The sequence below is a fragment of the Paeniglutamicibacter antarcticus genome (genome assembly GCF_039544305.1).
GTDB classification, from domain to species: Bacteria; Actinomycetota; Actinomycetes; order Actinomycetales; family Micrococcaceae; genus Paeniglutamicibacter; species Paeniglutamicibacter antarcticus_C.
In genome coordinates, this window is the sequence record NZ_BAABLK010000034.1 from 38,224 (window position 1) to 62,690 (window position 24,467).

Annotated in this window: 35 protein-coding genes and 1 pseudogene; 1 reads left to right on the forward strand and 35 read right to left on the reverse strand. The window is 61.4% G+C overall.

What is annotated here, in order from left to right:
* Positions 1-117 precede the first annotated feature (117 nt).
* Positions 118-933 (forward strand): DUF4184 family protein, encoded by an 816-nt coding sequence (locus tag ABEA12_RS11650; protein WP_210100151.1) that lies wholly within the window; start codon positions 118-120, stop codon positions 931-933.
* 79 nt (positions 934-1,012) lie between these two features.
* Here ABEA12_RS11650 and truA read toward each other — a convergent pair whose 3' ends face one another.
* From truA to ABEA12_RS11820, 35 genes and pseudogenes are all read right to left on the reverse strand, one after another.
* Positions 1,013-1,951: a tRNA pseudouridine(38-40) synthase TruA gene (gene truA / locus ABEA12_RS11655; RefSeq protein WP_210100150.1), complete on the reverse strand. Its 939-nt coding sequence runs from the start codon at positions 1,949-1,951 to the stop codon at positions 1,013-1,015.
* Between the two features lie 137 nt (positions 1,952-2,088).
* Positions 2,089-2,598 (reverse strand): annotated as a pseudogene (gene rplQ / locus ABEA12_RS11660) (50S ribosomal protein L17); the annotation flags it as partial.
* A 94-nt stretch (positions 2,599-2,692) separates the two neighbouring features.
* Entirely contained in the window at positions 2,693-3,700 is a 1,008-nt protein-coding gene (locus tag ABEA12_RS11665) for a DNA-directed RNA polymerase subunit alpha (RefSeq protein ID WP_210100148.1), read from the reverse strand.
* Between the two features lie 173 nt (positions 3,701-3,873).
* Positions 3,874-4,275, reverse strand: coding sequence for a 30S ribosomal protein S11 (gene rpsK / locus ABEA12_RS11670; RefSeq protein ID WP_210100147.1), 402 nt, complete (start codon positions 4,273-4,275; stop codon positions 3,874-3,876).
* Between the two features lie 43 nt (positions 4,276-4,318).
* Entirely contained in the window at positions 4,319-4,690 is a 372-nt protein-coding gene (gene rpsM / locus ABEA12_RS11675) for a 30S ribosomal protein S13 (RefSeq protein WP_210100146.1), read from the reverse strand.
* Positions 4,691-4,842: 152 nt separating this feature from the next.
* Positions 4,843-4,956, reverse strand: coding sequence for a 50S ribosomal protein L36 (rpmJ, locus tag ABEA12_RS11680; protein WP_071894985.1), 114 nt, complete (start codon positions 4,954-4,956; stop codon positions 4,843-4,845).
* Between the two features lie 83 nt (positions 4,957-5,039).
* On the reverse strand, positions 5,040-5,261 hold the full coding sequence (infA, locus tag ABEA12_RS11685; protein ID WP_007271050.1) for a translation initiation factor IF-1: 222 nt from the start codon (positions 5,259-5,261) through the stop codon (positions 5,040-5,042).
* Between the two features lie 8 nt (positions 5,262-5,269).
* A complete protein-coding gene (locus ABEA12_RS11690; RefSeq protein ID WP_210100145.1) occupies positions 5,270-5,431 on the reverse strand; it encodes a hypothetical protein in 162 nt (53 codons plus the stop codon).
* A gap of 61 nt (positions 5,432-5,492) precedes the next feature.
* Positions 5,493-6,323, reverse strand: coding sequence for a type I methionyl aminopeptidase (gene map, locus ABEA12_RS11695; RefSeq protein ID WP_210100144.1), 831 nt, complete (start codon positions 6,321-6,323; stop codon positions 5,493-5,495).
* A 106-nt stretch (positions 6,324-6,429) separates the two neighbouring features.
* On the reverse strand, positions 6,430-7,002 hold the full coding sequence (locus ABEA12_RS11700; RefSeq protein WP_210100143.1) for an adenylate kinase: 573 nt from the start codon (positions 7,000-7,002) through the stop codon (positions 6,430-6,432).
* Positions 6,999-8,303: a preprotein translocase subunit SecY gene (gene secY, locus ABEA12_RS11705; RefSeq protein ID WP_210100142.1), complete on the reverse strand. Its 1,305-nt coding sequence runs from the start codon at positions 8,301-8,303 to the stop codon at positions 6,999-7,001. Before secY ends, ABEA12_RS11700 begins: the two co-directional genes overlap by 4 nt.
* A gap of 295 nt (positions 8,304-8,598) precedes the next feature.
* Positions 8,599-9,054: a 50S ribosomal protein L15 gene (rplO, locus tag ABEA12_RS11710; RefSeq protein WP_210100141.1), complete on the reverse strand. Its 456-nt coding sequence runs from the start codon at positions 9,052-9,054 to the stop codon at positions 8,599-8,601.
* 2 nt (positions 9,055-9,056) lie between these two features.
* Positions 9,057-9,263, reverse strand: a complete 207-nt coding sequence (rpmD, locus tag ABEA12_RS11715) for a 50S ribosomal protein L30 (RefSeq protein ID WP_210100140.1) — start codon at positions 9,261-9,263, stop codon at positions 9,057-9,059.
* Between the two features lie 2 nt (positions 9,264-9,265).
* The gene (rpsE, locus tag ABEA12_RS11720; RefSeq protein ID WP_210100139.1) at positions 9,266-9,961 is read right to left on the reverse strand and encodes a 30S ribosomal protein S5; all 696 of its coding nucleotides are present in this window, start codon (positions 9,959-9,961) and stop codon (positions 9,266-9,268) included.
* Positions 9,962-9,990: 29 nt separating this feature from the next.
* Positions 9,991-10,362, reverse strand: a complete 372-nt coding sequence (rplR, locus tag ABEA12_RS11725; protein ID WP_210100138.1) for a 50S ribosomal protein L18 — start codon at positions 10,360-10,362, stop codon at positions 9,991-9,993.
* 2 nt (positions 10,363-10,364) lie between these two features.
* Positions 10,365-10,901 (reverse strand): 50S ribosomal protein L6, encoded by a 537-nt coding sequence (rplF, locus tag ABEA12_RS11730; protein ID WP_210100137.1) that lies wholly within the window; start codon positions 10,899-10,901, stop codon positions 10,365-10,367.
* A 21-nt stretch (positions 10,902-10,922) separates the two neighbouring features.
* Positions 10,923-11,321 carry a 30S ribosomal protein S8 gene (rpsH, locus tag ABEA12_RS11735; protein WP_210100136.1) on the reverse strand — a complete coding sequence of 133 codons (399 nt, stop codon included), beginning with the start codon at positions 11,319-11,321 and terminating at the stop codon, positions 10,923-10,925.
* 62 nt (positions 11,322-11,383) lie between these two features.
* On the reverse strand, positions 11,384-11,953 hold the full coding sequence (gene rplE, locus ABEA12_RS11740; RefSeq protein ID WP_210100135.1) for a 50S ribosomal protein L5: 570 nt from the start codon (positions 11,951-11,953) through the stop codon (positions 11,384-11,386).
* On the reverse strand, positions 11,953-12,297 hold the full coding sequence (gene rplX, locus ABEA12_RS11745) for a 50S ribosomal protein L24 (protein WP_210100134.1): 345 nt from the start codon (positions 12,295-12,297) through the stop codon (positions 11,953-11,955). The genes rplE and rplX overlap by 1 nt, the downstream gene beginning before the upstream one ends.
* Before the next feature lie 2 nt (positions 12,298-12,299).
* The gene (gene rplN / locus ABEA12_RS11750) at positions 12,300-12,668 is read right to left on the reverse strand and encodes a 50S ribosomal protein L14 (protein WP_210100133.1); all 369 of its coding nucleotides are present in this window, start codon (positions 12,666-12,668) and stop codon (positions 12,300-12,302) included.
* Positions 12,669-13,041: 373 nt separating this feature from the next.
* Entirely contained in the window at positions 13,042-13,446 is a 405-nt protein-coding gene (locus ABEA12_RS18705; protein ID WP_425571777.1) for an endonuclease/exonuclease/phosphatase family protein, read from the reverse strand.
* 74 nt (positions 13,447-13,520) lie between these two features.
* Positions 13,521-14,021, reverse strand: coding sequence for a hypothetical protein (locus ABEA12_RS11755; protein WP_210100132.1), 501 nt, complete (start codon positions 14,019-14,021; stop codon positions 13,521-13,523).
* A gap of 176 nt (positions 14,022-14,197) precedes the next feature.
* On the reverse strand, positions 14,198-14,485 hold the full coding sequence (rpsQ, locus tag ABEA12_RS11760; RefSeq protein ID WP_210100131.1) for a 30S ribosomal protein S17: 288 nt from the start codon (positions 14,483-14,485) through the stop codon (positions 14,198-14,200).
* Entirely contained in the window at positions 14,485-14,793 is a 309-nt protein-coding gene (gene rpmC, locus ABEA12_RS11765) for a 50S ribosomal protein L29 (RefSeq protein WP_210100130.1), read from the reverse strand. The genes rpsQ and rpmC overlap by 1 nt, the downstream gene beginning before the upstream one ends.
* 2 nt (positions 14,794-14,795) lie before the next feature.
* Positions 14,796-15,212: a 50S ribosomal protein L16 gene (gene rplP, locus ABEA12_RS11770; RefSeq protein WP_210100129.1), complete on the reverse strand. Its 417-nt coding sequence runs from the start codon at positions 15,210-15,212 to the stop codon at positions 14,796-14,798.
* A complete protein-coding gene (rpsC, locus tag ABEA12_RS11775) occupies positions 15,213-16,043 on the reverse strand; it encodes a 30S ribosomal protein S3 (RefSeq protein WP_210100128.1) in 831 nt (276 codons plus the stop codon).
* Complete coding sequence (gene rplV / locus ABEA12_RS11780; RefSeq protein ID WP_210100127.1) at positions 16,044-16,409, reverse strand: 50S ribosomal protein L22; 366 nt, start codon at positions 16,407-16,409, stop codon at positions 16,044-16,046.
* A gap of 56 nt (positions 16,410-16,465) precedes the next feature.
* On the reverse strand, positions 16,466-16,747 hold the full coding sequence (gene rpsS / locus ABEA12_RS11785) for a 30S ribosomal protein S19 (protein WP_210100126.1): 282 nt from the start codon (positions 16,745-16,747) through the stop codon (positions 16,466-16,468).
* Positions 16,748-16,759: 12 nt separating this feature from the next.
* Positions 16,760-17,599 (reverse strand): 50S ribosomal protein L2, encoded by an 840-nt coding sequence (rplB, locus tag ABEA12_RS11790; RefSeq protein ID WP_210100125.1) that lies wholly within the window; start codon positions 17,597-17,599, stop codon positions 16,760-16,762.
* Between the two features lie 30 nt (positions 17,600-17,629).
* Entirely contained in the window at positions 17,630-17,932 is a 303-nt protein-coding gene (gene rplW, locus ABEA12_RS11795) for a 50S ribosomal protein L23 (protein ID WP_210100124.1), read from the reverse strand.
* Complete coding sequence (gene rplD / locus ABEA12_RS11800) at positions 17,929-18,531, reverse strand: 50S ribosomal protein L4 (RefSeq protein ID WP_210100123.1); 603 nt, start codon at positions 18,529-18,531, stop codon at positions 17,929-17,931. Before rplD ends, rplW begins: the two co-directional genes overlap by 4 nt.
* A 4-nt stretch (positions 18,532-18,535) precedes the next feature.
* Positions 18,536-19,186 carry a 50S ribosomal protein L3 gene (gene rplC, locus ABEA12_RS11805; protein ID WP_210100122.1) on the reverse strand — a complete coding sequence of 217 codons (651 nt, stop codon included), beginning with the start codon at positions 19,184-19,186 and terminating at the stop codon, positions 18,536-18,538.
* Positions 19,187-19,205: 19 nt separating this feature from the next.
* Positions 19,206-19,514, reverse strand: a complete 309-nt coding sequence (gene rpsJ / locus ABEA12_RS11810) for a 30S ribosomal protein S10 (protein WP_013349689.1) — start codon at positions 19,512-19,514, stop codon at positions 19,206-19,208.
* Between the two features lie 565 nt (positions 19,515-20,079).
* Positions 20,080-20,205, reverse strand: coding sequence for a hypothetical protein (locus tag ABEA12_RS11815; RefSeq protein WP_345468310.1), 126 nt, complete (start codon positions 20,203-20,205; stop codon positions 20,080-20,082).
* Positions 20,206-20,275: 70 nt separating this feature from the next.
* Positions 20,276-24,310: a hypothetical protein gene (locus ABEA12_RS11820; RefSeq protein ID WP_210100121.1), complete on the reverse strand. Its 4,035-nt coding sequence runs from the start codon at positions 24,308-24,310 to the stop codon at positions 20,276-20,278.
* Positions 24,311-24,467 lie beyond the last annotated feature (157 nt).

Consider the following 24,467-nt stretch of genomic DNA (forward strand, 5'->3'; position numbering starts at 1 on the left):
AGGGTGAATCTGCCGGTGCGGGCACTTCGCCGCATAGGATTGGTGCTGCACTGCCCCAGGGCATCTTGCAGCTCCCCTGGCCTGCGGGCCATCAGGCCCCGTTTTTCGAGGATCCCCTTGCCCTTCACCCTGGCGCACAACGCTGCCGTCCTGCCCTTCCTGCGTCATCCCTTGGTGCCGATAGCTCTGGTCGCCGGAGCCATGGCTCCGGACCTGCCGTACTTCGTGATGCTCAAGCCCTCTTCGGTCGGATGGCTGTCGGCCCTGCTCAGCGGGGTCCAATCCCATCAGTTCACCCACATCCTGGACGTGGGCCTGCCGCTGGCGCTGGTGCTGGCCGCGTTCCTGTGGGTAGTGGACAGACCGATCCGCTGGGCTTTGGGCACCCACTGGTTCCCGGAACAGACAAAGCCCGTAGGCCCTGCGCCTTCCTGGGCTCACCCGGTGTTGTGGACATTTCTGTCTTTGCTCATCGGGCTGCTCACCCACCTCATCTGGGATTCGTTCACGCACTCCACCGGATGGGTGGTTCGCCACGTGCCCGTGCTGGCCCTTGAACCGGTTCCGGATCTTCCGCTTTACCGCATCCTGCAGCATGTCAGCACCCTGGCGGGGCTCACGGTCTTGATTTTGTGGCATCGGCACCGGCGACGGATCGCGGTCCCGACTCACGAGCCCCGAGATTGCACGTACCAAAAAGTGCGCACCATCTTACTGGCCTTCATTCTTCTTGGCCCCGCGGCACTCATGGCGGCGCGTGCAATGCCGTTGGCCCCGGCCGTGCACGATTACCTGAGTGCGGAGATGTTCTTCCAGGTGGTGATCCTGCGCGGTGGCGCGGGCTTGTTGGTTGCCGCGTTGCTCTACGGGCTTGCCTGGCACACGGTTTCAGCGACCTATACGGGGCCTGGCCCGGCCGTGCAGAACCACTAGCCTCCATGCCCCACGAGGCCCGCCCCTGGGCCTGTGGCGCCAAGGGCAACTGCGTCTTTGGTCGCGCTGGCGTGCGGGGCTATGGGGCTGTTTCGGTGGCTGTGGCCGGTTCTTTAGGCAGGCGCCGGGCCCTGGTGAGTTCGGCGCGCGCCGCTGCTTCACCGGCTTCGGGGTAGGCCACTTCCTCTAACACCAGGGCCCGCGGATCAGCAAGGAACGTCTTGGCATCACGAACTCCGGCTTCCAGCCGTTGCCCAACCCAACCGGGCTCTTCCCTGCCATCGCCCACTAACACGCACGCACCGATGAGCGCCCTGACCATGTTGTGGCAGAAAGCATCGGCCTTCAGGTGTGCAACCACGATGCCCGAGCGATCGCGGGTAAAGGAGAACTCGGTGAGGGTCCGGATCGTAGTGGCCCGCTCACGCGGCTTGCAGAAGGCCAGGAAGTCGTGCCTTCCGACCATGTCTTTCGCCTCGGCAGCCATCAACTCCACGTCGATCTCGCGTTTGTGCCACATGGTGTAGCCGCGCGAAAGTGGCTCCCAGTTCCCTGCCCCGTCCGCGATCCGGTAAGAATAGCGGCGCCACAGGGCGGAAAAACGTGCGTTGAACCCTGCCGGCGCCACCATGGCCTGGTGGATCAAGATGGTGCCGTGTTCCCGGGTCAGCACGCCGCGCAGCCTGCGCACCAGTGCGCGTTCGGGTGAGATCTCCGCGCCCCGGGCCAGGGCCACGAATTCGGTGGCCGTGATGTCGAAGTGGACCATCTGGTTCCGCGCGTGGACCCCGGCATCGGTGCGTCCGGCCACGACGGTGCGCACCGGGCGGCGCAGGAGCATGGCCAGTGCGGCTTCCATCGCCCCCTGGATAGTGGGCAGCCCGGGCTGGATCCCCCAGCCGTTGTATCCGGATCCGTCGTATCCAAGGCGCACGCACATCCTCACCATGGCCGGTTCATCTGGGCTGCCGATGGGAGCCATCAAGGGATTCACCGGTTCAGGGGCGGGAGTCAACATGTTTCAATCCTAGTTCCGGGCATCGGCCAATGACTCGCCGGCGCCGTTTAAAGCCAGTGGCCCGGTGCGCTTTCCCCGTATTGGGGAAGATGCACCGGGCCGCTTTATTGGCTGTTGCCAAAGGTGGACAAGGACTAGGCCTTGTTCTCCTCTGCTGCTTCGGTCTCGGTGACCTCGGCGGTTTCGGTTGCTTCGACCGGGGCGGCCTCTTCAACCGGAGCGGCAACGGCGGCAGCCTTTTCGGCTTCCTGCACAACTGCCTGCTTCGGGGAAACCGGCTCCATGACCAATTCGATGACAGCCATCGGGGCGTTGTCGCCCTTGCGGTTGCCGATCTTGGTGATGCGGGTGTAGCCACCCTCGCGCTCGGCCATGAGCGGTGCGATGTTCTCGAACAGCTCGTGGACGATCGACTTGTTGGTGCGGCTGCGCGAGGCAATGACTGCCTGGACGCGGCGACGTGAGGCCAGGTCTCCGCGCTTGGCGAAGGTGATCAGGCGCTCGGCGTGCGGACGAAGGCGCTTGGCCTTGGTCAGCGTGGTGGTGATGGACTTGCTCTCGAACAGCTGCGCGGAGAGGTTCGCGAGCATCAAACGCTCGTGAGCCGCGCTACCGCCGAGACGCGGACCCTTTGGTGGGGTAGGCATAGTGTTCTCCTATTATGGTGGCCTTTGCGCCCGGGATCCCGGTGGGAATCCGGGCGCAAAGGTTTAAGTTCTATAGCTGGTGGGCCAAGAAGTCTTAGACTTCTTCCTCACCGTAAACGTCATCGTCGCCAATGGCTGCGGCACGTGCTGCGAGATCAAAGCCTGGAGGGGAATCCTTCAGGGCCAGACCCAAATCGATCAACTTCGCCTTGACCTCGTCGATGGACTTCGCACCAAAGTTGCGGATGTCCATCAGGTCAGCCTCGGAACGTGAAACGAGTTCACCCACGGAGTGGATGCCCTCACGCTTGAGGCAGTTGTATGAGCGAACCGTCAATTCGAGGTCCTCGATCGGCAATGCCATATCGGCGGCGAGGGCGGCGTCCGTCGGGGACGGGCCGATCTCGATGCCTTCAGCGGCCGTGTTCAACTCGCGAGCCAGGCCGAACAGTTCAACCAAGGTGGTACCAGCGGATGCAACGGCATCGCGCGGGAGCATTGAGTCCTTGGTTTCGACATCGACAATGAGCTTGTCAAAGTCGGTGCGCTGTTCAACACGGGTGGCCTCCACGCGGAAGGTCACCTTCAGCACCGGCGAGTAGATCGAATCCACGGGGATGCGACCGATCTCTTGGTCCACGTTCTTGTTCTGCGCTGCAGAAACATAGCCGCGGCCACGTTCGATGGTCAGCTCCATGTCGAACTTGCCCTTCGCGTTCAAAGTCGCGATGTGCAAATCCGGGTTGTGGAACTCCACGCCGGCTGGCGGGGTGATGTCGGCTGCGGTGACGACGCCAGGACCCTGCTTGCGCAGGTAGGCGACGACCGGCTCGTCATGTTCGGAGGATACCGAGAGGCTCTTGATGTTCAGAATCAGCTCGGTGACATCTTCCTTCACACCGGCTACGGTGGTGAACTCGTGCAATACCCCGTCGATCCGCACACTGGTGACAGCTGCACCAGGAATGGAGGAAAGCAGGGTACGGCGTATCGAGTTGCCCAGGGTGTAGCCGAAGCCAGGCTCCAACGGTTCAATAATGAAACGGGAGCGGTTCTCCGCTACGACTTCTTCGGTCAGGGTAGGGCGCTGTGCAATGAGCACTTACATTTCCTTTCAGCGAGCGTCCGCTATATGACGCAACACAGGGGGTGGAAACGACGTATGCCTCGTCGGCGTTCGTCTTATTCGGGCTGGCATGCCATGGCATTCATGCCGCCGCGTCTTCTTCCTTGCGGGAAGAAGACGCGGCGGCATCAACGCTGGACAGTCATTGGTTAGACGCGGCGACGCTTTGGCGGGCGGCAACCGTTGTGTGCGCTTGGGGAAACGTCCGAGATGGACCCAACCTCAAGGCCGGTGGCCTGCAGTGAACGGATCGCGGTTTCGCGTCCCGAGCCCGGCCCCTTGACGAAGACGTCAACCTTGCGAACTCCGTGTTCCTGGGCACGCTTAGCAGCGGCCTCGGCGGCCATCTGTGCGGCGTACGGAGTGGACTTGCGCGAGCCCTTGAACCCTACCTCGCCGGCAGAGGCCCACGAGATGACAGCACCGTTCGGATCCGTGATGGAAACGATGGTGTTGTTGAAGGTGCTCTTGATGTGCGCCTGTCCAAGCGGGATATTCTTTTTGTCCTTGCGACGCGGCTTGCGTACCGCTCCACGAGTCTTTGGTGGCATTCTTACTCCTACGAGAAAATTGGCTTAGTGACGACCGCTAGTTTTAGCGGGTCTTCTTCTTACCGGCGACGGTGCGCTTCGGGCCCTTGCGGGTACGGGCGTTCGTCTTGGTGCGCTGTCCGCGGACCGGCAGGCCCTTGCGGTGGCGAATGCCTTCGTAGGAGCCGATTTCCACCTTGCGGCGAATGTCAGCTGCCACTTCACGGCGGAGGTCACCCTCGACCTTGAAGCCTTCAATGAAGTCACGCAGCTGAACCAGCTCAGCGTCGGTCAGATCCTTCACGCGAGTTTCCGGGTTGATCCCAGTCTCGGTGATGGTCTGTTCTGCACGGGTTTTGCCCACGCCGTAGATATAGGTGAGCGCAATGATCACGCGCTTTTCGCGCGGGATGTCTACGCCAGCTAGACGAGCCATATGCTGTCTACCTTTCGATATGCGGAGGTCTTAAGCAGCACAATCCCGGGTGTTCCCGGTCCACGGCCTCCGTGCCGCGGGTATGCATCACGCGATGGATGCTGTGCTGCCGATATCAGTTACTACGCGTAAGGATTTCCCGTGAAGGAAATTTAGCCCTGACGCTGTTTATGGCGTGGATTTTCGCAGATCACCATGACCCGACCGTTACGGCGGATCACCTTGCACTTATCGCAGATCGGCTTCACGCTAGGGTTAACCTTCAAGGCTTACTCCTTTTGCGGTTGCGGTTTCAGTGGAGCGTAACTACCTTTGTCGTCCTTCCCAAGGGAAGGAGGAACAAAAATCTTTACTTGTAGCGGTACACGATACGGCCGCGGTTGAGGTCGTACGGGCTGAGTTCCACCACTACGCGATCCTCAGGGAGGATTCGAATGTAGTGCTGACGCATCTTTCCCGAGATAGTTGCAAGGACAACGTGTCCGTTGGGCAGCTCAACACGGAACATCGCATTGGGCAGTGCCTCTGACACAGCGCCTTCTACCTCGATGACACCCTCTTTCTTGGCCATATCCTCCGCTAACTTTTGTTGCTGGCAGTATTTACCGCCAACAGATTAATGGTCTTGGCCATCGAACGCCCCGTTACCCCAAGCGTGAGCTTTTGGGCACCAAGGAACAGACAACCAACAGTCAAGCCTACGCGCCCGATGGCCATAAGGGAAATCATCGGGGTCTTCATATTTTGTTACCTTGCCCACAGTCGACCCGTGCATCCCGGGCTGACGGAGCACGCCAAGTGGCTAGGACGTGATGGGGGAAGGCACCACGCCGAAGGGCGCCAGTCCCGCCACTCCCCCGTCATGGGCGCTGAGCACCCAGATTCCGCCGAGGTGAATGGCAACGCTGTGTTCCCATTGCGAGGCACGTTGCCCGTCAACGGTCACCACGGTCCAGTCATCGGCCAACACCTTGGTTTCCAGATCCCCACGCACCAACATGGGCTCGATGGCCAGGCACATCCCCGGCTTGATGCGGGCACCGCGGTGCCCCGTACGGTAGTTGAGCACATCCGGGGCCTGGTGCATCTCCGAGCCGATCCCGTGGCCCACGTAGTCCTCCAGGATGCCCAAGGCTTCCCCGGGGACACCGGAGACGAAGTCATCGATGGCGTCGCCGACCTGGCCCACGTAACGGGCCTCGGCCAACGCGGCGATTCCCCGCCACATCGCTTCCTGGGTGACATCCGAGAGGCGCTGGTCATCGGGGTCGGCGGTGCCGACGATGATAGTGCGTGCAGAGTCCGAGTGCCAGCCATCGATGATGGCGCCACCATCGATCTTCAGCACGTCCCCGTCCTTGAGCGCGTACTCGCTCGGGAACCCGTGGACGACTTCGTCGTTGACCGAGGCGCAGATGTTCGCCGGGAAGCCGTGGTAGCCCTTGAAGTTGCTCGTTGCCCCATGGCGTTGAAGGACGGCTCCGAAGACCGCATCCAGGTGCGCGGTGGTCGCACCGATTTGTGCGGCGGCCGAAGCCTCGTCCAATGCCTCGGCCAGCACCAACCCGGCTTCACGCATCTTCAGGATCTGCCCGTTGGTCTTGTACTCGATTTTACGTTGGCCGAAAGCCATGGTGTGTGTCCCTTTCCAAAGACGTTCATGCACCTCATTATCGCAAAAACCGCGGGGACGACGGCACTGGTGTGCCGATCCCCGCGGTTTTGTGTGCGTGCGTGATTTAGCTGCTCTGTCCCAATGCGTCCATGACGCGGTTGGTGACCTCGTCGATCTCGCCAATCCCGTCTACCTGGCGCACAATGCCGCGCTCCTGGTAACGGTTGACCACTACGGCCGTTTCCTCGTGGTAGAGGCCAAGGCGGTGGCGGATGACCTCTTCGGTGTCATCGGCGCGGCCTTCGATCTGGGCGCGCTTGAGCAAGCGGGTCACCAGTTCGTCGTCGTCGGCGGTCAGCTGCAGCACCACATCGAGCTGAGTTGCGCCATCCTTGAGGATCGAATCGAGCTCATCGACCTGTGCGCTGGTGCGCGGGTAGCCATCGAGCAGGAATCCCTCTGCCACGTCCTGCATGGCCAGGCGGTCGCGCACCATCTGGTTGGTCACCTCATCCGGAACGAAGTTCCCGGCGTCAATGTACTTCTTCGCCTCGACACCAAGCGGGGTTCCGCCCTTGACGTTGGCGCGGAAGATGTCTCCGGTGGAGATCGCCACAACATTGAGGCGGTGGGAAATACGGTCCGCCTGGGTGCCCTTGCCGGCGCCGGGAGGTCCAATGATCAACAGTCTTGTCATCGCAGAAGTCCTTCGTAGTGTCGCTGCTGCATTTGCGCGTTGATTTGCTTGACGGTCTCAAGACCCACACCAACCATGATGAGGATCGAGGTACCGCCAAACGGGAAACTCTGGTCCGCATTGATCAGCACAAAGGCTATCAACGGGATCAATGCCACGAATGCCAGGTAAAAGGCACCGGGGAGAGTGATGCGGCTGAGGATGTACTCGAGGTACTCGGCCGTGGGCTTGCCGGCACGGATGCCCGGGATGAACCCGCCGTACTGCTTCATGTTGTCGGCAACCTCGGTCGGGTTGAACGTAATTGCGACGTAGAAGTAGGTGAAACCGATGACCAACAGGCCGTAGCCGATCATGTACAGAGGCGAGGAGCTGGAGAAGTAGGTCTGCACCCACAGCGCCCAGCCCGGCAACGTGCCGTCGGCACGGGTGTTGAACGAGACCAGCATCTGTGGCAGCGCCAGCATCGAGGAAGCGAAGATCACCGGGATGACCCCGGCCATGTTGACCTTGATCGGGATGTAGGTGGAGGTTCCGCCGACGGTGCGCCGGCCGATCATCCGCTTGGCATACTGCACCGGGATCCGGCGCTGGGACTGCTCGACGAACACGACCAGGGCAATGACCGCAAGGCCGATGATGATCACGCCAACGAAGACTCCCCAGCCCTGCGAGGTGGCGATGGCGCCCATGGCAGCGGGGAAGCCCGAGGCGATGGAGACGAAGATCAGCAGGGACATGCCGTTGCCGACGCCGCGCTCGGTGGCGAGCTCGCCCATCCACATGATCAGGCCGGTGCCGGCCGTCAGGGTCATGATCATCAAGATGATGACAAAGAGGCTCTCATCCGGGACGATCGGAAGCTGGCAGGAGGGGAAGAGGTTCCCGCTTCGGGCCAGGGAGACAAGCGTTGTTGCTTGCAGCAGGCCCAGCGCGATCGTGAGGTAACGCGTGTACTGGGTGAGGATGGCCTGTCCGGACTGGCCTTCCTTGTGCAGCTCCTCGAAGCGCGGAATGACCACGCGCAAGAGCTGGACGATGATCGATGCGGTGATGTAGGGCATGATGCCCATGGCAAAGATGGAGACCTGCAGCAGCGCTCCGCCACTGAACAGGTTGACGAACTGGTAAAGCCCGCCGGTGGTGTCACCCGCGGCAAGGCACTGCTGGACGTTTGAGTAGTCCACACCGGGCGCAGGGATATATACACCCAAGCGGTAGATCGCGATGATGGCGAGCGTGAACAACAACTTGCGTCGCAGGTCAGGCGTCCGGAATACCCGGGCAATGGCGCTGAACAAGCGTCCTCCTGATTGGTGGTGGCCGGGGGTACCCGGGGGGTTGACCTATCGATTCTATCCGGCGTTACGCGTGAGACACCAAATGCGCCACGGCTAAGGCTGTGATCAATCCCGGGCTGCTCGATATTTTCAGCCCGATGATGCCCCTCCGGGGCCCGCTTATGACGTCCAAGAACGTCAACGGGACCGAACCGGGCGTATAGCGGCAAGAAAGAAAAAGGGGCGGACCCCGGTATTCGCTAAGCGAATTCCAGGCCCACCCCTCTCTCACTGTGTGATCAAGAGACCACGTAGCTTAGAGCTCTACTGCAGAGCCGCCGGCTGCGGCGATCTTCTGTGCTGCGGAGGAAGAGAAGGCGTTGACCTTCACCTCGACCTTCACGGTCAGTTCCCCCGAGCCAAGGACCTTGACGAGCTCGTTCTTGCGAACAGCGCCCTTCGCGATCAGCGCCTCAACGGTGACTTCGCCACCTTCGGGGAACAGTTCCGAGATCGTGTCCAGGTTGACAACCTGGTACTCGACGCGGAACGGGTTCTTGAAGCCGCGGAGCTTCGGAAGGCGCATGTGCAGCGGCAACTGGCCACCGGCGAAGCCGGCCTTGACCTGGTAGCGCGCCTTGGTGCCCTTCATACCGCGACCTGCGGTCTTGCCCTTGGATCCCTCGCCACGACCCACGCGGGTCTTGACGGTCTTGGCACCTGCGGCCGGACGAAGGTGGTGTACCTTCAGTGCGTTTTCTTTTTCAGCCATGATTACTTCGCCTCCTCGACCTTGACGAGGTGCGGAACCGTGTTGATCATGCCTACGGTCACCGGATCGGCGGTACGGAACACGGTGTGTCCGATGCGCTTCAGGCCGAGTGAGCGAAGGGTATCGCGCTGGTTCTGCTTGCCACCAATGGTGGACCTTGTCTGGGTGATTGCCAGTTTCGCGTCGCTAGGGACAATGTTCTTTGCCACTATTACGCACCTGCCTTCTGGTTCTGGATGTTGTGCAGCATCTGGGCTGAAACAACTTCGTCCAACGGCAGGCCACGGCGTGCTGCGACAGCTGCCGGCTCTTCAAGAGCCTTCAGTGCTGCAACGGTGCCGCGAACGATGTTGATCTGGTTGCTCGAGCCCATGGACTTCGACAGAACATCGTGGATGCCGGCGCATTCGAGTACGGCGCGGACCGGACCACCGGCGATAACGCCGGTACCCGGAGCTGCGGGACGCAACAAGACAACACCGGCTGCGTCTTCACCCTGCACCAGGTGCGGGATGGTGGTTCCGACGCGGGGAACGCGGAAGAAGGACTTCTTGGCTTCTTCAACGCCCTTGGCGATTGCCGCCGGAACTTCCTTGGCCTTGCCGTAGCCGACGCCAACGAGTCCGTTGCCGTCACCCACGACGACAAGTGCGGTGAAGCTGAAGCGACGACCACCCTTGACGACCTTGGATACGCGGTTGATGGCTACAACGCGCTCAAGGAACTTGTCCTTGTCGTCGTTGCGGCTATCCTTCGAATCGCGGCCACGGCCACGACCTTCGCCACGTCCACGGCCTTCGCCGCCGCGTCCGCTTTTTTCGCCACCACGAGCTTCGCCGCGCTTGGCGCCGGCGTTCTCGGTAGCGGGAGCAGCAGCGGTCTCGGCTGCAACAGTAGCTTCAGACACCTGAGTTTCCTTCTTGTTGGTTGCTTCGCTCACAGTGCCAGCCCACCTTCACGTGCACCGTCGGCAACAGCAGCCACGCGACCGTGGTACTTGTTGCCACCGCGGTCAAAGACCACGGATTCGATGCCGGCGGCCTTGGCGCGCTCGGCGACGAGCTCGCCAACGCGCTTGGCCTTGGCGGACTTGTCACCTTCGAATGTGCGCAAGTCAGCTTCCATCGTGGACGCGTAAGCAACGGTGATGCCCTTGCTGTCGTCTACGACCTGTACGAAGATGTGTCGGGCCGAACGATTGACCACCAGGCGCGGACGCGCCTCGGAGCCAACAACGCGCTTACGGACACGCAGGTGGCGGCGGCCGCGTGCGGCTGCCTTACTCTTACCCTTGATTCCCAGAGCCATGGTTACTTACCAGCCTTTCCGACCTTGCGGCGGATGATTTCGCCAGCGTACCGGATGCCCTTGCCCTTGTACGGGTCGGCCTTGCGGAGCTTGCGGATGTTGGCGGATACTTCGCCAACCTGCTGCTTGTTGATACCCGAAACGGTGATCTTGTTGTTTCCCTCGACCACGAAGGCAATGCCCTCGGGAGCCTGGATAACAACCGGGTGCGAGAAGCCAAGGGTGAACTCGAGGCTCTGGCCCTTTGCTGCGACGCGGTAACCGGTACCGTGGATTTCGAGCTTCTTTTCGTAGCCGGTGGTGACACCGATGATCATGTTCTCGATCAGCGTCCGGGTCAGTCCGTGCAGCGAACGCGAATCGCGCTCGTCGTTCGGGCGGGCCACGGTCACGATGTTCTCTTCGAGAACAGCGGTGATCGGGTTGGCTACGGTGTGGTTCAGTTCGCCTTTGGAGCCCTTGACGGAAACGAGGTTTCCCTCAATCTTGAGCTCGACGCCGGCAGGAACAGTGATCGGAAGACGTCCAATACGTGACATGGTGTTTTTCTCCCTTTCCCGTTACCAGACGTAGGCGAGGACTTCCCCACCTACACCCTTCTTGGCTGCCTGGCGGTCGGTGAGCAGACCGGAGGACGTGGACAGGATTGCGATGCCGAGGCCCCCAAGGACGTGCGGCAAGTTAGTGGACTTTGCGTATACACGCAGGCCCGGCTTTGAAATACGGCGGACGCCAGCGATTGAACGCTCGCGGCTCGGGCCGAACTTCAGGGTGACGGTCAGCTTCTTGCCAACCTCGGCTGCTTCCTCAACGAACGAGGCAATGTAGCCCTGTTCCTTGAGGATCTGTGCAACGCGCACCTTCAGCTTGCTCGACGGCATGGAAACCGTGTCGTGGTAAGCCGAGTTGGCGTTGCGCAGACGAGTCAGCATATCTGCGACAGGATCTGTCATTGTCATGTGGGCTTCTGCCCTTCCTCGCTACGGTTTCCGCGCAAGCGCGGACCTGCAACGTAAGTGATCTAGTTGGCGGTCTTGAACGGGAAGCCCAGGGCCTTGAGCAAGGCACGGCCTTCGTCGTCGGTCTTCGCGGTGGTCACTACGGTGATGTCCATGCCGCGAACGCGGTCAACGGAATCAACATCGATTTCGTGGAACATTGACTGTTCCGTGAGACCGAAGGTGTAGTTGCCGTTGCCGTCGAACTGCTTCGGGCTCAGGCCGCGGAAGTCACGGATACGCGGCAGTGCCAGCGAAACCAGACGATCCACGAATTCCCACATGCGATCCCCGCGCAGGGTGGCGTGGGTACCAATCGGCATGCCTTCGCGCAGCTTGAACTGTGCGATCGACTTGCGTGCCTTGGTGACCAACGGCTTCTGGCCGGTGATGGCGGTGAGGTCCTTGACCGCACCTTCAATGAGCTTGGAGTCCTTGGCGGCTTCGCCAACACCCATGTTCACAACAACCTTGACCAGACCCGGAACCTGCATCGGGTTGGCGTAGCTGAACTCGTTCGTCAGAACTTCGCGGATTTCGGCTTTGTACTTGGCCTTCAGGCGTGGCTGGGTCTTCACAGCTGCTTCAGTCATTACAGTGCCTTTCCGGAAGACTTGGCGAAGCGAACACGGACGGTCTTGGACACGCCGTTCTTCTCCACTGTTTCCTCGCGGAAGCCAACGCGGGTCGGCTTCTTTGTTTCCGGGCAAACGATTGCGACATTCGAGATGTGCATCGCGGCCTCAACGACCTCGATACCACCTGTCGTGGTGCCACGCTCGGTCTGACCGGCCTTGGTGTGCTTGGTGACGCGGTTGACGCCCTCAACAATGACGCGCTGTGCTGCGGGGAAAACCTTCAGCACCTTGCCCTGCTTGTTGCGGTCCGAACCGGTGATGACCTGAACCAGGTCACCCTTTTTGATCTTTGCACCCATGCTTACAGCACCTCCGGAGCCAAGGAAACGATCTTCATGAACCGCTTGTCGCGAAGCTCGCGACCCACGGGACCGAAAATACGGGTTCCGCGTGGCTCGCCGTCAGCCTTGAGGATGACGGCCGCGTTCTCGTCGAACTTGATGTAGGAACCGTCAATGCGACGACGTTCCTTCTTGGTGCGAACGATGACAGCCTTGACGACGTCACCTTTCTTTACGTTTCCGCCAGGGATTGCATCCTTGACGGTGGCGACGATAACGTCGCCAATACCTGCGTAGCGACGGCCAGAGCCACCGAGAACACGAATGGTAAGGATTTCCTTAGCACCGGTGTTGTCAGCAACCTTTAGTCGCGATTCCTGCTGAATCACTATTTACTCCTGTCGTCTCGCTGGTTCTCCTAGGGAGCCTTGCGGAACAGATATGGTCCATCCAGGCCTCCGCTTACCCCCACCTCCATACACCACGATTCACAGCGCCAAGGCGCGATGAACGTTTTATGCTGGGGAAGCAGGGCCGAGGCGTTAGCCCAGAGCTATGCCGCACTGCCTTGCGGGCCCGTAAAAAACCCTCCGGCTGCACTGTGCATTAGGTTCGGAGGTGGATAGTCTCCATACATAACGCGCACAGAATAAAAAGTCTACCGCACGGATGCGTCATCCCGAAACCATGTGGTAGGGGCCAATGCGGCGTGGTTGATCACATATCCCTCGGTGGATCGGTGCCCTCCGAGGTCCGTTCGGATCATCGACATGAAGCCAACCGAGCCACTATCCCATGGTGGTCGGTTCCTGCGACCACCAGAGGCACGGATCGCCCAGCAGCAAGACCCCGGGCCAAGACGTGGTCGTTGGCGGCAAAGGCCGGAACCTTGGTGTTGGCAGGCCACGAACCGATTCCAATAGGCCCCCACGAGGGAGCCGACTGTGCAAAACCTGTGGCCAGAGCGCGGAAACCCGGTTGCGCGCGGGTGGCATTGAAGTCCCCGGCGAGCACCAACGGCATCTCCGTTTTTTCCTGTGACCAGGCCCGTACCGTCTCTAGGGTATCCGCCCAGGAGGCAGGGTCACGGGTCGGGGGCACCGGATGGATCCCGGCTACGCAGATCTTCTGGTGCCCGAGGGTGATCGATGACAGCCACCGGGACATCGAACAGCGCCCCGGCGGACTGCCGCGCTGCGGGTTCTTCACCGTGCAGCGGATGCACCGCGAGGATCACGGTGTCAACCGCTCCCCCCTGACACCACCGGGCCCGTCCTGTTGGTGAACTTCCACTGCGGCATGGCCTCTTCCACCGCGCTGATCATCGGTTCGCTGGCTTCGACCAACACGAGCACCTCGGCATCCGATTGCGTGATTGCAGCGCCAAGGCCGGCGGGGCCAGCGAGTCCGCGGCCCGCATTCAGCGACAGCACCGGGATCGTTTCATCCGCAATGCAACCGGCCGCAGCCGGGTTGCATGTGGGCGCCATGGCCAGCACCACGCACAGCGCCAGCACCACGGTTGAAACCCACGCGCGCCTGATGGCCAGGTACAGGCACGGGACAAGTGCTGGGATGCAGATCACAGGAAGCAGGGCCTGAAGCACGGCCAGCAGCGTTGAATGGCCAAGGCCCAGGCGCGGCAGGCCAATGAGGACAAGTCCGGTCACAATCACGGGGACAAGGTGGCGGAGTCTCGGTTTGCGTGCCGTCCTCCGCTCTCCCCTGATCATCGTGCCCATCTTCTCTCCCCGGCCCTTTGCTTCGGGCCGGTTCACCGGCCCCACGGGTACTAGTGCACCATGACTACCGGTGCGCAATCGAGGGAAACGCAAAACACCCCGGACCTGCTGGATTATCCAGTCGGTACGGGGTGTTGTGCTTGGTTCACGTCAGAGTGAAAACCAGGGCGAAAGGGCTACTTGGCCTTTTCGATGATTTCCACGAGGCGGAAGCGCTTGTCGGCAGACAGGGGACGCGTCTCGGCGATGAGGACCATGTCGCCGATACCGGCGCTGTTCTCTTCGTCGTGAGCCTTGACGTTCTTGTTCCGACGCATGACCTTGCCGTAAAGGGCGTGCTTAACACGGTCCTCCACGTCAACGACGATGGTCTTCTCCATCTTGTCGGAAACCACGTACCCGCGGAGGGTCTTGCGGTCGCCGCGTTCTGCTGGTGCAGCCACTACGTTCTCCTTCTCGCTCATTACTTGGCTTCCTCTGTCGTTTCAGCGGCTTCAGCCTTTTTTGAAGACTTCTTGGCCTTCTTGGCTTCTTCCACTGGTACAACGACATCTGCACGAATGCCCAGTTCGCGTTCGCGCAGTACCGTGTAGATACGTGCGATGTCGCGCTTGACAGTCTTCAGGTTGCCGTGCGATTCGAGCTGACCGGTGGCCGACTGGAAACGGAGGTTGAAAAGCTCCTCCTTGGCCTTCTTTAGCTCCTCGACCAGACGGGCGTTATCAAAGCCGTCCAGTGCTTCGGTTGCTAGATCCTTGGATCCAATTGCCATTCCTATTCACCACCCTCACGACGCACAATGCGTGCCTTCAACGGCAGCTTGTGGATTGCCAGGCGCAATGCCTCGCGTGCTACCTCTTCGGTTACACCGGAGAGTTCGAAGAGAACCCGTCCCGGCTTGACGTTTGCGACCCACCATTCCGGCGAACCCTTACCGGAACCCATGCGGGTTTCGGCAGGCTTCTTGGTCAGCGGACGGTCCGGATAGATATTGATCCAGACCTTGCCGCCACGCTTGATGTGGCGGGTCATGGCGATACGAGCGGCCTCGATCTGGCGGTTGGTAACGTAGGCCGGTGTAAGCGCCTGGATACCCCACTCACCGAAGGCTACCGTTGTACCGCCCGAAGCCGTACCACTCCGACCGGGGTGGTGCTGCTTGCGGTACTTTACGCGGCGTGGAATAAGCATTTAAGCCTTTCCTCCTTCTGCGGCTGCAACCGGAGCTGCCTCGGCAGCCGGAGCTGCTTCCGCTCCCGGTGCTGCACTGCGCTCGGGGCGACGACGACGTTCGCCACCTTCGGGGCGTCCACCCGGACGTCCACCGGGACGATCGCCGCGACCACGAGCGGGAGCTGCTGCAGCCTGGGCTGCCAGTTCCTTCGAGGTCACGTCGCCCTTGTAGATCCATACCTTCACGCCGATGCGGCCGAAGGTGGTCTTAGCTTCGAACATGCCGTAGTCGATGTTCGCACGCAGGGTGTGCAGCGGCACACGGCCTTCGCGGTAGAACTCCTTGCGGGACATTTCTGCCCCGCCCAGACGACCGGAGCACTGAACGCGGATGCCCTTGGCACCTGCGCGCATTGCCGACTGCATGGCCTTCTTCATCGCGCGGCGGAAAGCCACACGCGAAGCAAGCTGCTCGGCAATGCCCTGTGCAACAAGCTGAGCTTCAATCTCGGGGTTCTTGACCTCGAGGATGTTCAGCTGAACCTGCTTGGCGGTGAGCTTTTCGAGCTCGGTGCGGATGCGATCGGCTTCGGCGCCGCGGCGACCGATGACGATGCCCGGGCGTGCGGTGTGGATATCCACACGAACACGGTCACGGGTACGTTCGATCTCCACGCGTGCGATGCCGGCGCGTTCCATGCCAACAGTCATCAGTTCGCGGATACGGATGTCTTCTTTGACGAAGTCCTTGTAACGCTGGCCGACCTTGGAGCTATCGGCGAACCAGTGCGAAACATGGTCGGTAGTGATACCGAGTCGGAACCCGTGCGGGTTTACCTTCTGTCCCATTTACTCTTCCCCACCCTTCTTAGGGGTTGCGACGACCACGGTGACGTGGCTCGTGCGCTTCTTGATCTGGTATGCCCGACCCTGGGCTCGCGGCTGGAACCGCTTCATGGTCGGACCATCGTCAACAAACGCTTCGCTGATGAACAGCTCGTCTTCGTTGAACGCGACACCCTCGCGGTCTGCGGCGGCGCGGGCGTTAGCCACGGCCGATGCAACAACCTTGAACACCGGCTCTGAAGCTGCCTGTGGGGCAAACTTCAGAATCGCCAGTGCTTCGTTCGTCTGCTTGCCACGAACAAGGTTGACGACGCGCCGGGCCTTCATAGGCGTCACGCGAACATGGCGCGCAATTGCCTTGGCTTCCATTGCTTTCCTTCTCTCGTCTCTCGAAGAAGTGCTAAGCACTCGTTAACCCTTGCGGGTTAGCGGCGCTTGCCCTTCTTGTCGTCCTTCACGTGGCTGCGGAACGTCCGCGTCGATGCAAATTCGCCGAGCTTGTGCCCGACCATCGACTCGGTGACAAACACGGGGATGTGCTTACGTCCATCGTGTACGGCAATCGTGTGCCCGAGCATGTCGGGGATGATCATCGAACGGCGGGACCACGTCTTGATGACGTTTTTGGTGCCCTTTTCGTTCTCAGCAGCGACCTTAACAAAAAGGTGCTGATCGACGAAGGGGCCTTTCTTCAGGCTGCGTGGCATGTTTCCAGGCTCCTATCGCTTGTTCTTGCCGGTGCGGCGACGGCGGACAATCATCTTGTCGCTGTCCTTGTTCTTGGAACGAGTACGTCCCTCACGCTTACCGTTGGGGTTGACCGGGTGACGTCCACCGGAGGTCTTGCCTTCGCCACCACCGTGCGGGTGGTCGACCGGGTTCATGACAACGCCACGGACGGTCGGGCGAACGCCCTTCCAGCGCATGCGCCCTGCCTTGCCCCAGTTGATGTTCGACTGCTCGGCGTTGCCGACCTCGCCGATCGTTGCGCGGCAGCGCACGTCGACGTTGCGGATTTCGCCGGACGGCAAACGGAGCTGTGCGAAGCGACCCTCACGGGCCACCAGCTGCACCGAGGCACCTGCTGAACGAGCCATCTTGGCACCGCCGCCGGGACGCAATTCCACAGCGTGGAGTACGGTACCGACCGGGATGTTGCGCAATGGCAGGTTGTTGCCGGGCTTGATGTCGGCTTCTGCGCCAGCTTCAATCGTGTCGCCCTGGACGAGCTTGTTCGGTGCGATGATGTAACGCTTGGTTCCATCAGCGTAGTGAAGAAGCGCAATGCGAGCGGTGCGGTTCGGGTCGTACTCGATGTGAGCAACCTTCGCCGGCACGCCGTCCTTGTCATGACGACGGAAGTCGATCAGACGGTACTGGCGCTTGTGTCCGCCGCCCTTGTGACGGGTGGTGATCTTACCGGAGTTGTTGCGGCCGCCAGTCTTGTGGAGCGGGCGAAGCAACGACTTTTCCGGAGTCGATCGGGTGATTTCTGCGAAGTCGGCTACGCTCGAGCCGCGAAGGCCCGGGGTAGTCGGCTTGTATTTACGGATTCCCATAGTTTAATTCCTCGTTAAAGTGGTCTCCGCTTAAGAAAGCGGACCGCCGAAGATGTCAATCGAGCCTTCCTTCAGGGAGACAATCGCACGCTTGGTAGCCTTGCGAGTCCCCCATCCGAATTTGGTGCGCTTGCGCTTGCCGGCACGATTAAGGGTATTTACGGAGTCAACCTTGACCGAGAAGATAGCTTCCACGGCGTTCTTGATTTCCGTCTTGTTTGAACGCGGGTCGACCAGGAAGGTGTACTTACCTTCGTCGATCAGACCGTAGCTCTTTTCCGAAACAACGGGTGCGATGACCACATCGTGCGGAGCCTTTGAGAGGGTGCTCATTTGGCTTCCTCCTTCTGGAGCAGGGCATCGAATGCGGCCTTCGTGAAGACCACGTCGTCGGCAACCAGCACATCGTAGGTGTTGAGCTGGTCGACGTACAGGACGTGGACTTCTGGCAGGTTGCGGCACGAAAGCGCTGCAACGTCGTTGGCGCGGTCGATGACTACGAGCAGGTTCTTGCGCTCGGACAAAGAGCGCAGGGTGGCCATTGCTTCCTTGGTGTTCGGCGTGGTGCCGGCAACCAGGGATTCGATGACGTGGATGCGGTTGTTGCGAGCGCGGTCCGACAGGGCGCCGCGCAATGCAGCAGCCTTCATCTTCTTGGGGGTGCGCTGGCTGTAATCGCGCGGGGTCGGGCCGTGCACGACGCCGCCACCGGTCATGTGGGGAGCACGGATTGAACCCTGACGGGCGCGGCCGGTGCCCTTCTGTGCATGCGGCTTGCGACCCGCACCGGAAACCTCGGCGCGGTTCTTGGTCTTGTGCGTACCCTGACGAGCAGCTGCCAGCTGGGCCACAACGACCTGGTGCAGCAGCGGAACGTTGGTCTGAACGTCGAAGATCTCCGTAGGGAACTCGACGGTAAGTGCCTTAGACATTTAGTTATGCTCCCTTCACAGCGGTGCGCACCAGTACGACGCGGCCGCGGGCGCCTGGAACGGCACCCTTGATCAGCAGGAGGTTCTTCTCGGCATCCACAGCGTGAACCGTGAGGTTCTGCGTGGTGACGCGCTCGGCGCCCATGCGGCCGGCCATCTTCTGGCCGCGGAATACACGGCCCGGGGTGGACGCGCCACCGATGGAGCCGGGCTTACGGTGGTTCTTGTGAGCACCGTGCGATGCCGGAGCACCGTGGAAGCCGTGGCGCTTCATGACGCCGGCGAAGCCCTTACCCTTGGAAGTTCCAACGACGTCGACCTTCTGGCCTGCGGCGAAGATTTCGACGGAGAGTTCCTGGCCTGCGGCGTAGGAATCGGCGTCTGCAGTGCGCAGCTCAACGACGTGGCGGCGCGGGGTGACCCCTGCTGCCTCGAAGTGGCCTGCGAGCGGCTTGGTGACCTTGCGCGGGTCGATCTGGCCGTAGCCGATCTGAACCGCGGTGTAGCCATCGCGCTCGGCGTTGCGCAGCTGAGTGACGACATTGCTGTCAGCCTGTACAACGGTGACCGGGATGAGATTGTTGTTCTCGTCCCACACCTGGGTCATGCCGAGCTTCGTGCCCAGCAGTCCCTTGACATTACGGGTTGCGGTCATAGTTTTCTCGCCACCTCCCCTAGAGCTTGATTTCGATGTTGACGTCCGCCGGCAGGTCAAGACGCATCAGCGAATCTACGGCCTTCGGGGTCGGATCGACGATGTCGATCAGACGCTTGTGCGTGCGCATTTCAAAGTGCTCACGGCTGTCTTTGTACTTGTGAGGCGAACGGATAACGCAGTACACGTTCTTCTCCGTTGGCAGCGGCACTGGGCCGACTACGGTTGCGCCTGCGCGCGTGACCGTCTCTACGATCTTCCGGGCAGAAACGTCAATGACCTCGTGGTCATACGACTTCAGCCGGATGCGGATTTTTTGTCCCGCCATGGCGTCATGCCTCTTTCTAATTAGCACTCTCTGTACAGTTACTGTGCCCTACGGGCCCTTTCGGACCGGCACGCCTCGCATCGAACTGAATCCGGATGAATCCGGGTTCCTCAATCCGCCGAAGCCCGACCCCCGCGCTCGGGCGTGTCGCGTTTGAAAGCGATACTAACCCGAATAAAAACGATGGGGTGATGTTCGTGGTTTCCGAAAATTCGGTTGTATTGCTCCCCAGCCCCGGGCATTATCCCGGGTGAGACACAATCTCGGTTGAAAACCACTTGTCCCGGTCTCGGTTTCCCGATCTGCAGACATGAAGCATGGAAATGGTCACGAACAACTTATTTAGTGTGGCAGGTTTTGGGCCCAAACACAAAATCCCCAGTCTTGCCAAGGCGAAACCACGGCCCGCCAAGGGCCATGGCCAAACGGGGATCGGTTAAGGCCTAAGCGCTGGTTGCCGGATTTTCGGGGCTCATCACCACGGCGGCGCCAAGTCGATCACCGTCCGCGGAACGATCCACGTGAGCAGGCTCACCTGGGCCCTGCGGGCCCTGCTTGCCGCTGGCTAATCCTCGCGGTTGGCCCTGCGGATGTTCTTGGCGCGTTGGATCTCCCGGGAGAATTGCTTGCGCAACCTCGCCACGACAACGATCACCAGCACGATTATCAGCATCACTATCAACAGCTTCATGCTCCTAAGCCTAACCGCTGGCCCCGCCATGGCCAGCGATACGAGGGCAGGGATTCCCGCTTGGCCACACCTAGGACTGGCCGTCGGCGGGATCCTGCCCACCTTGTTTCATCCACGGCAGGCCGCTTGGCTTCCGGGGCTCTTGCGCGGCACCTGGGTCCATCGCCCCGCATCGGGGATCACTCTCTGGCGCACCGCTGGCCGGGACCTTGAGGTGATCGGCCGGCGCGCCGCCCGATGAGAAGTCCCCCGGTTTTTGGGAAGAGCTGTTCATCTTGCCCAGACGCCACAGCGCCAGGACGATCAGGGCCACGGCAATCAGCAGGAGCAGCAGGAAGGTGAATCCGCGCAGGAACCACAGCACCGCAACGGACACCCCGACGGCACCCCAGATGGTGAAGATCTTGCGGTTGGTCACCAGGCCGAAAACCAGCAGCGCGGTGAAGGACAGCAACACGACCAGCTGCTGGGCCACGCTGGAGGAAATGATGGTCCCCACCCCGGTCACCGAGAGCAAGCCCGCCGACACCGAGAGAACCGCTGTCCCGTTTCGTTCGCGGATCCGCCAAAATTCGTAGCTTGCCAGCAGGGCCAACGTAATGACCCAATAGTAGAGAACGGCGAACCCGCTCATTTCGCCCACCCCGACCCACCAGCAACGCTGAATGACGGCGGCGCCAACCAATGCAGCAACCTCGTACCCCGGCTCCCTCCACGATGGCGGCACCTCCAGTGCAGCGGCGGCTAAGGCGGCGACCAGCACCATCGCTCCCCCGGCGTACACGTGGGGACCAAAGTCGTGGACTTGGCCAAGGATCCCCCCGATCCCGAGACTGGCCAACGCCGACCCAAACAGGACCCGGGCGTGTGCGGTGCTCCATCCCTCGCTGCGTTGGAGCACCAGCGCCCACGGTGTCGGCGCCGTGCCGAAACGGCCGCCGAAGAGGGCCGCGATCAGCAAGATAATGAAGCTCGCCCCAAGTCCGAGCATCGTGTCCAGCGGCTCGCTGCCGCGCTGGCCGGCCATCTGGTGGAGCAAGGCCAAACCTTGGAGGGAGGAAAAGAACACGAAGGCCCCGCTGGCCAGCAACAGCAACGGAATGCCCCACGTTGCGGCGAAAACCAAGAAGCCGGCAGCTCCAAGGAGTCCTGCGACAAGCTGCCATCCGTGCTCGAAACCCTCATGCAGCGCGAACAGCGCTACCCAGTACAGCGGTCCGAGGGCCACCCGGACCCAACGGTAGCTGCGGCCCAGCAGGTTCCTTTGCTCGGCAACCAGGATGCCGATGAGCATCAAAACCACCAAGATGCCGGCGACATCCTGGTCCCACAACGGATTCGGCAGCCATCCCCCGACACGCAACTCGCCTCCGAGTGCCGGCACCAGGACAAGCCCGAGCGCGCCGATCGCCGCGGGAATCGAGGCGTAAACCAACAGTGCTTCACGTCGGCCGCGGAACCTGGCGATGATGCCCCCAAGTGCCAAGAGGCACATGGACTGGACCAACAGTGAGCCCTGGTCGTACCCACCGGAGTGGACACCCATATAGAACAACGGGATGAGAAGTTGCAGTACAAGGACCAGCACCGTGAGTGCGGTGCGCGGGTCAGCGGGCTTCCGGGTGGGCGCGTTCCTGCCCAGGAGCACACGCAACCCCTGGGGCAGAGCCAGGGTGAAGGCAAAGAGCGCGAACTGCCCGTGGCCGTCAATGTCTAACCGGTCGGCAACATGCCAGGCGGTACCGGAGAAAAGCACCTGGGCCAGGATCGTGTAACCGATCCTTGTTGCCACCTCGGTGCCGGCCGTGATCCGGATCCCCACATGGAGCAGCCCGATAACCGCGACGAGTTCCACCATCCACGCTGGATCCTTCCCCTCTGCCAGCCCGAGGGCAGCAAGGAGCGCCATCAGCCCTCCGAGGTGGACCAACGCCATTGGAAGCAGGTCCCACGAGAGCGAAGTTGCCTTCGTTGAGCTACGTGCCTGCCCCCGCCGGTACCCAAGGACCATCGTTGCACCGGCCAAGCCCACCAGGAGGAGGATCCACAGCAGGATCGTGTCCCACTGGTACCCAAGCCATAGCACGGTGCTCCAACCCGAAGAGCTGGCATCGACATCGCCCAGGGTGCCGCGCATCCCGGCGGACGAGGAACCCAACAACCATGTGAGTGTCGCGGCGCACAGTACACCGCAAGCGAAGATCAACGACTCGCCGAGCTCCTTGAACCGGCGCAACCCGGCCTCGGCACTTCCGGCCCCGGGCCCCTGGAGACCTCGCAGCACCACGGCGGCAATGACAAGTTGAGCCAGCACAGCCAGCACGACCCCCGTGAGGGTGGCGATCTCGACGACGCCGCCGAGCACCAACGAATGTTGGCTCTCGGCACTGCTCATTCGCGTCGGCCCGCCACCGCCGCGTGCCTTTAGCACCCAGTCGGACGCGGCGAAGGAGAACATGTCCCCGATCGCCAGCACTGATCCGATGCGTGCAGCCCAACGCAAGAGCAATGCAGGCACACCGGTTGAGGTGCGTGAAAGCAACCACGTGGCAATGACCGCGACCGCCATCACCAGTGACTGGCGCCCCAGGTTGCCGCCCATGGGTTCAAACAACCCCAGGAGCGCTATGCCCAACGGGGCCCAAAGGAAATTCCCTGCTTCTTTGGCGGCCAAGAATATACCGGCGACCAGCAATAGCGCCAACGACCAGTTCAGGTCCAGTTTGCTGCCGCCCCCGGTCATGAACGGATCGTGCAGCAGTCCTTCGGCCCCCAGGACCGTGGACAGCGAGGCCGCTGCAAGCAGGACCCAGGCTTCTGTCTTCACGATTCCTTCCTTGAGCCCCAGCCGCTTCCCGTAGCCCGCGGCATATTGTGCCAGCGCGACCAGCTGCAGCAACAAGATGAGCGCCAGGATTCGGAAGATGTCCGTCAGCGGAACCTCCGCGACATGGAGGAAGGTGCCGATGCTGATCATCCCCGATACACGGGCGGCGGCGAGTTGGACGAAGCGTTCGGCCGCGGGGGCACTGAGTACGGCCACTGCATAGTAGGTGGCCGCCGCGGCAAAGAGCCATGCATAGTCCTTGGCCTCGAGCACCGCGATGGAGAAGATGGAGGCGGCCAGGGTGGCAGGCACCAGGTAGCGGTGGGCAGCGCTAAAGGACTGAACGTAGATGTTCGTGACCCAGCGCGGCTTCTTGAATCCAACAAGGGAGATTGCGGTGGCCAACAGCATGGAAAAGAGGAAGTAGTAGACCAGGCCGCGGTTCAACACGGCACCGCCGGCATAGGCGGTGGAGATAAGGAAAGTGATTGCCAGGGAAGCAACAATCCGGGATTGAAGTTTTCCTGCCGCGTAGATAAACGCCGCCGTACCCACCAGCGAGGTGACGAACCAGCTGGTCCCGGGGGTGGTCGAAAGCAGTATGTAGTGGGCGAGTCCCGTCATCGGGATCAGTGCCAGTCCGGTGGCGGCAAAGGCTGCGGCGGCCGGACGCAGGCGTTCGCTGCGCGCGTGCATCACCAGTCCAATGATGTAGAACCCCGCAGTGACAATGCCCAGGCCCACCACTTTGGCCGTTGCCGGCAGTGCCAAGGCGATAAACAACGAGGAGGCGGCAACCATCAGCAGGGCTGCGACGTACAAGGTGATGTTGATGTTGCGCAGGGCCCGCACGCGCGGATCAACGGGTACTGCGCGGGCCGGTGGAACCGGCGTTGGCGATCCGTCGGCAGCCATCCAGGCAGGAGACCGGTCTTGGTGCTGTCTCGGCGCAACACCGGAGGCCGCGGGTTGGAATCCGGAGGAATTATCGATGGGTTCCGGGGGCGGGTTCACCGCTCGCGCGCCTGCTTCGGGGTGAGCTGATTCGAAACGGACGGTACCGGGAATCCCCACTTGGAGGGCATCCGCGTTCCGGGCCGCTTCCTGGGTGCCCGCGGCAAATCCACTCTGCCAGGCCTTGGCCAGAGCAGTTCGGTCCGCTTCAGGGTTCCGGGCGGAGCCGGGTTCACGGGACTTTCTGCTGGCCACGTACCGACCAAGGAATATCCCGGCAATAAAGATGACTATGACCAGCAAGGTAACGCTCGACTCGCTCATAGGGGTATCCCGCTTCCTCCTGGGTCCTAGCCATGCCGTCCCACGTCGGGAGGTTGCCGGACTCCAGCGTACCCCTCTCAGACCATTCGTTAGATAAACATGTACGCAGACACGGGAAAAGCCCCCGTTGCACTGTCGAAACAATGCTACGGGGGCT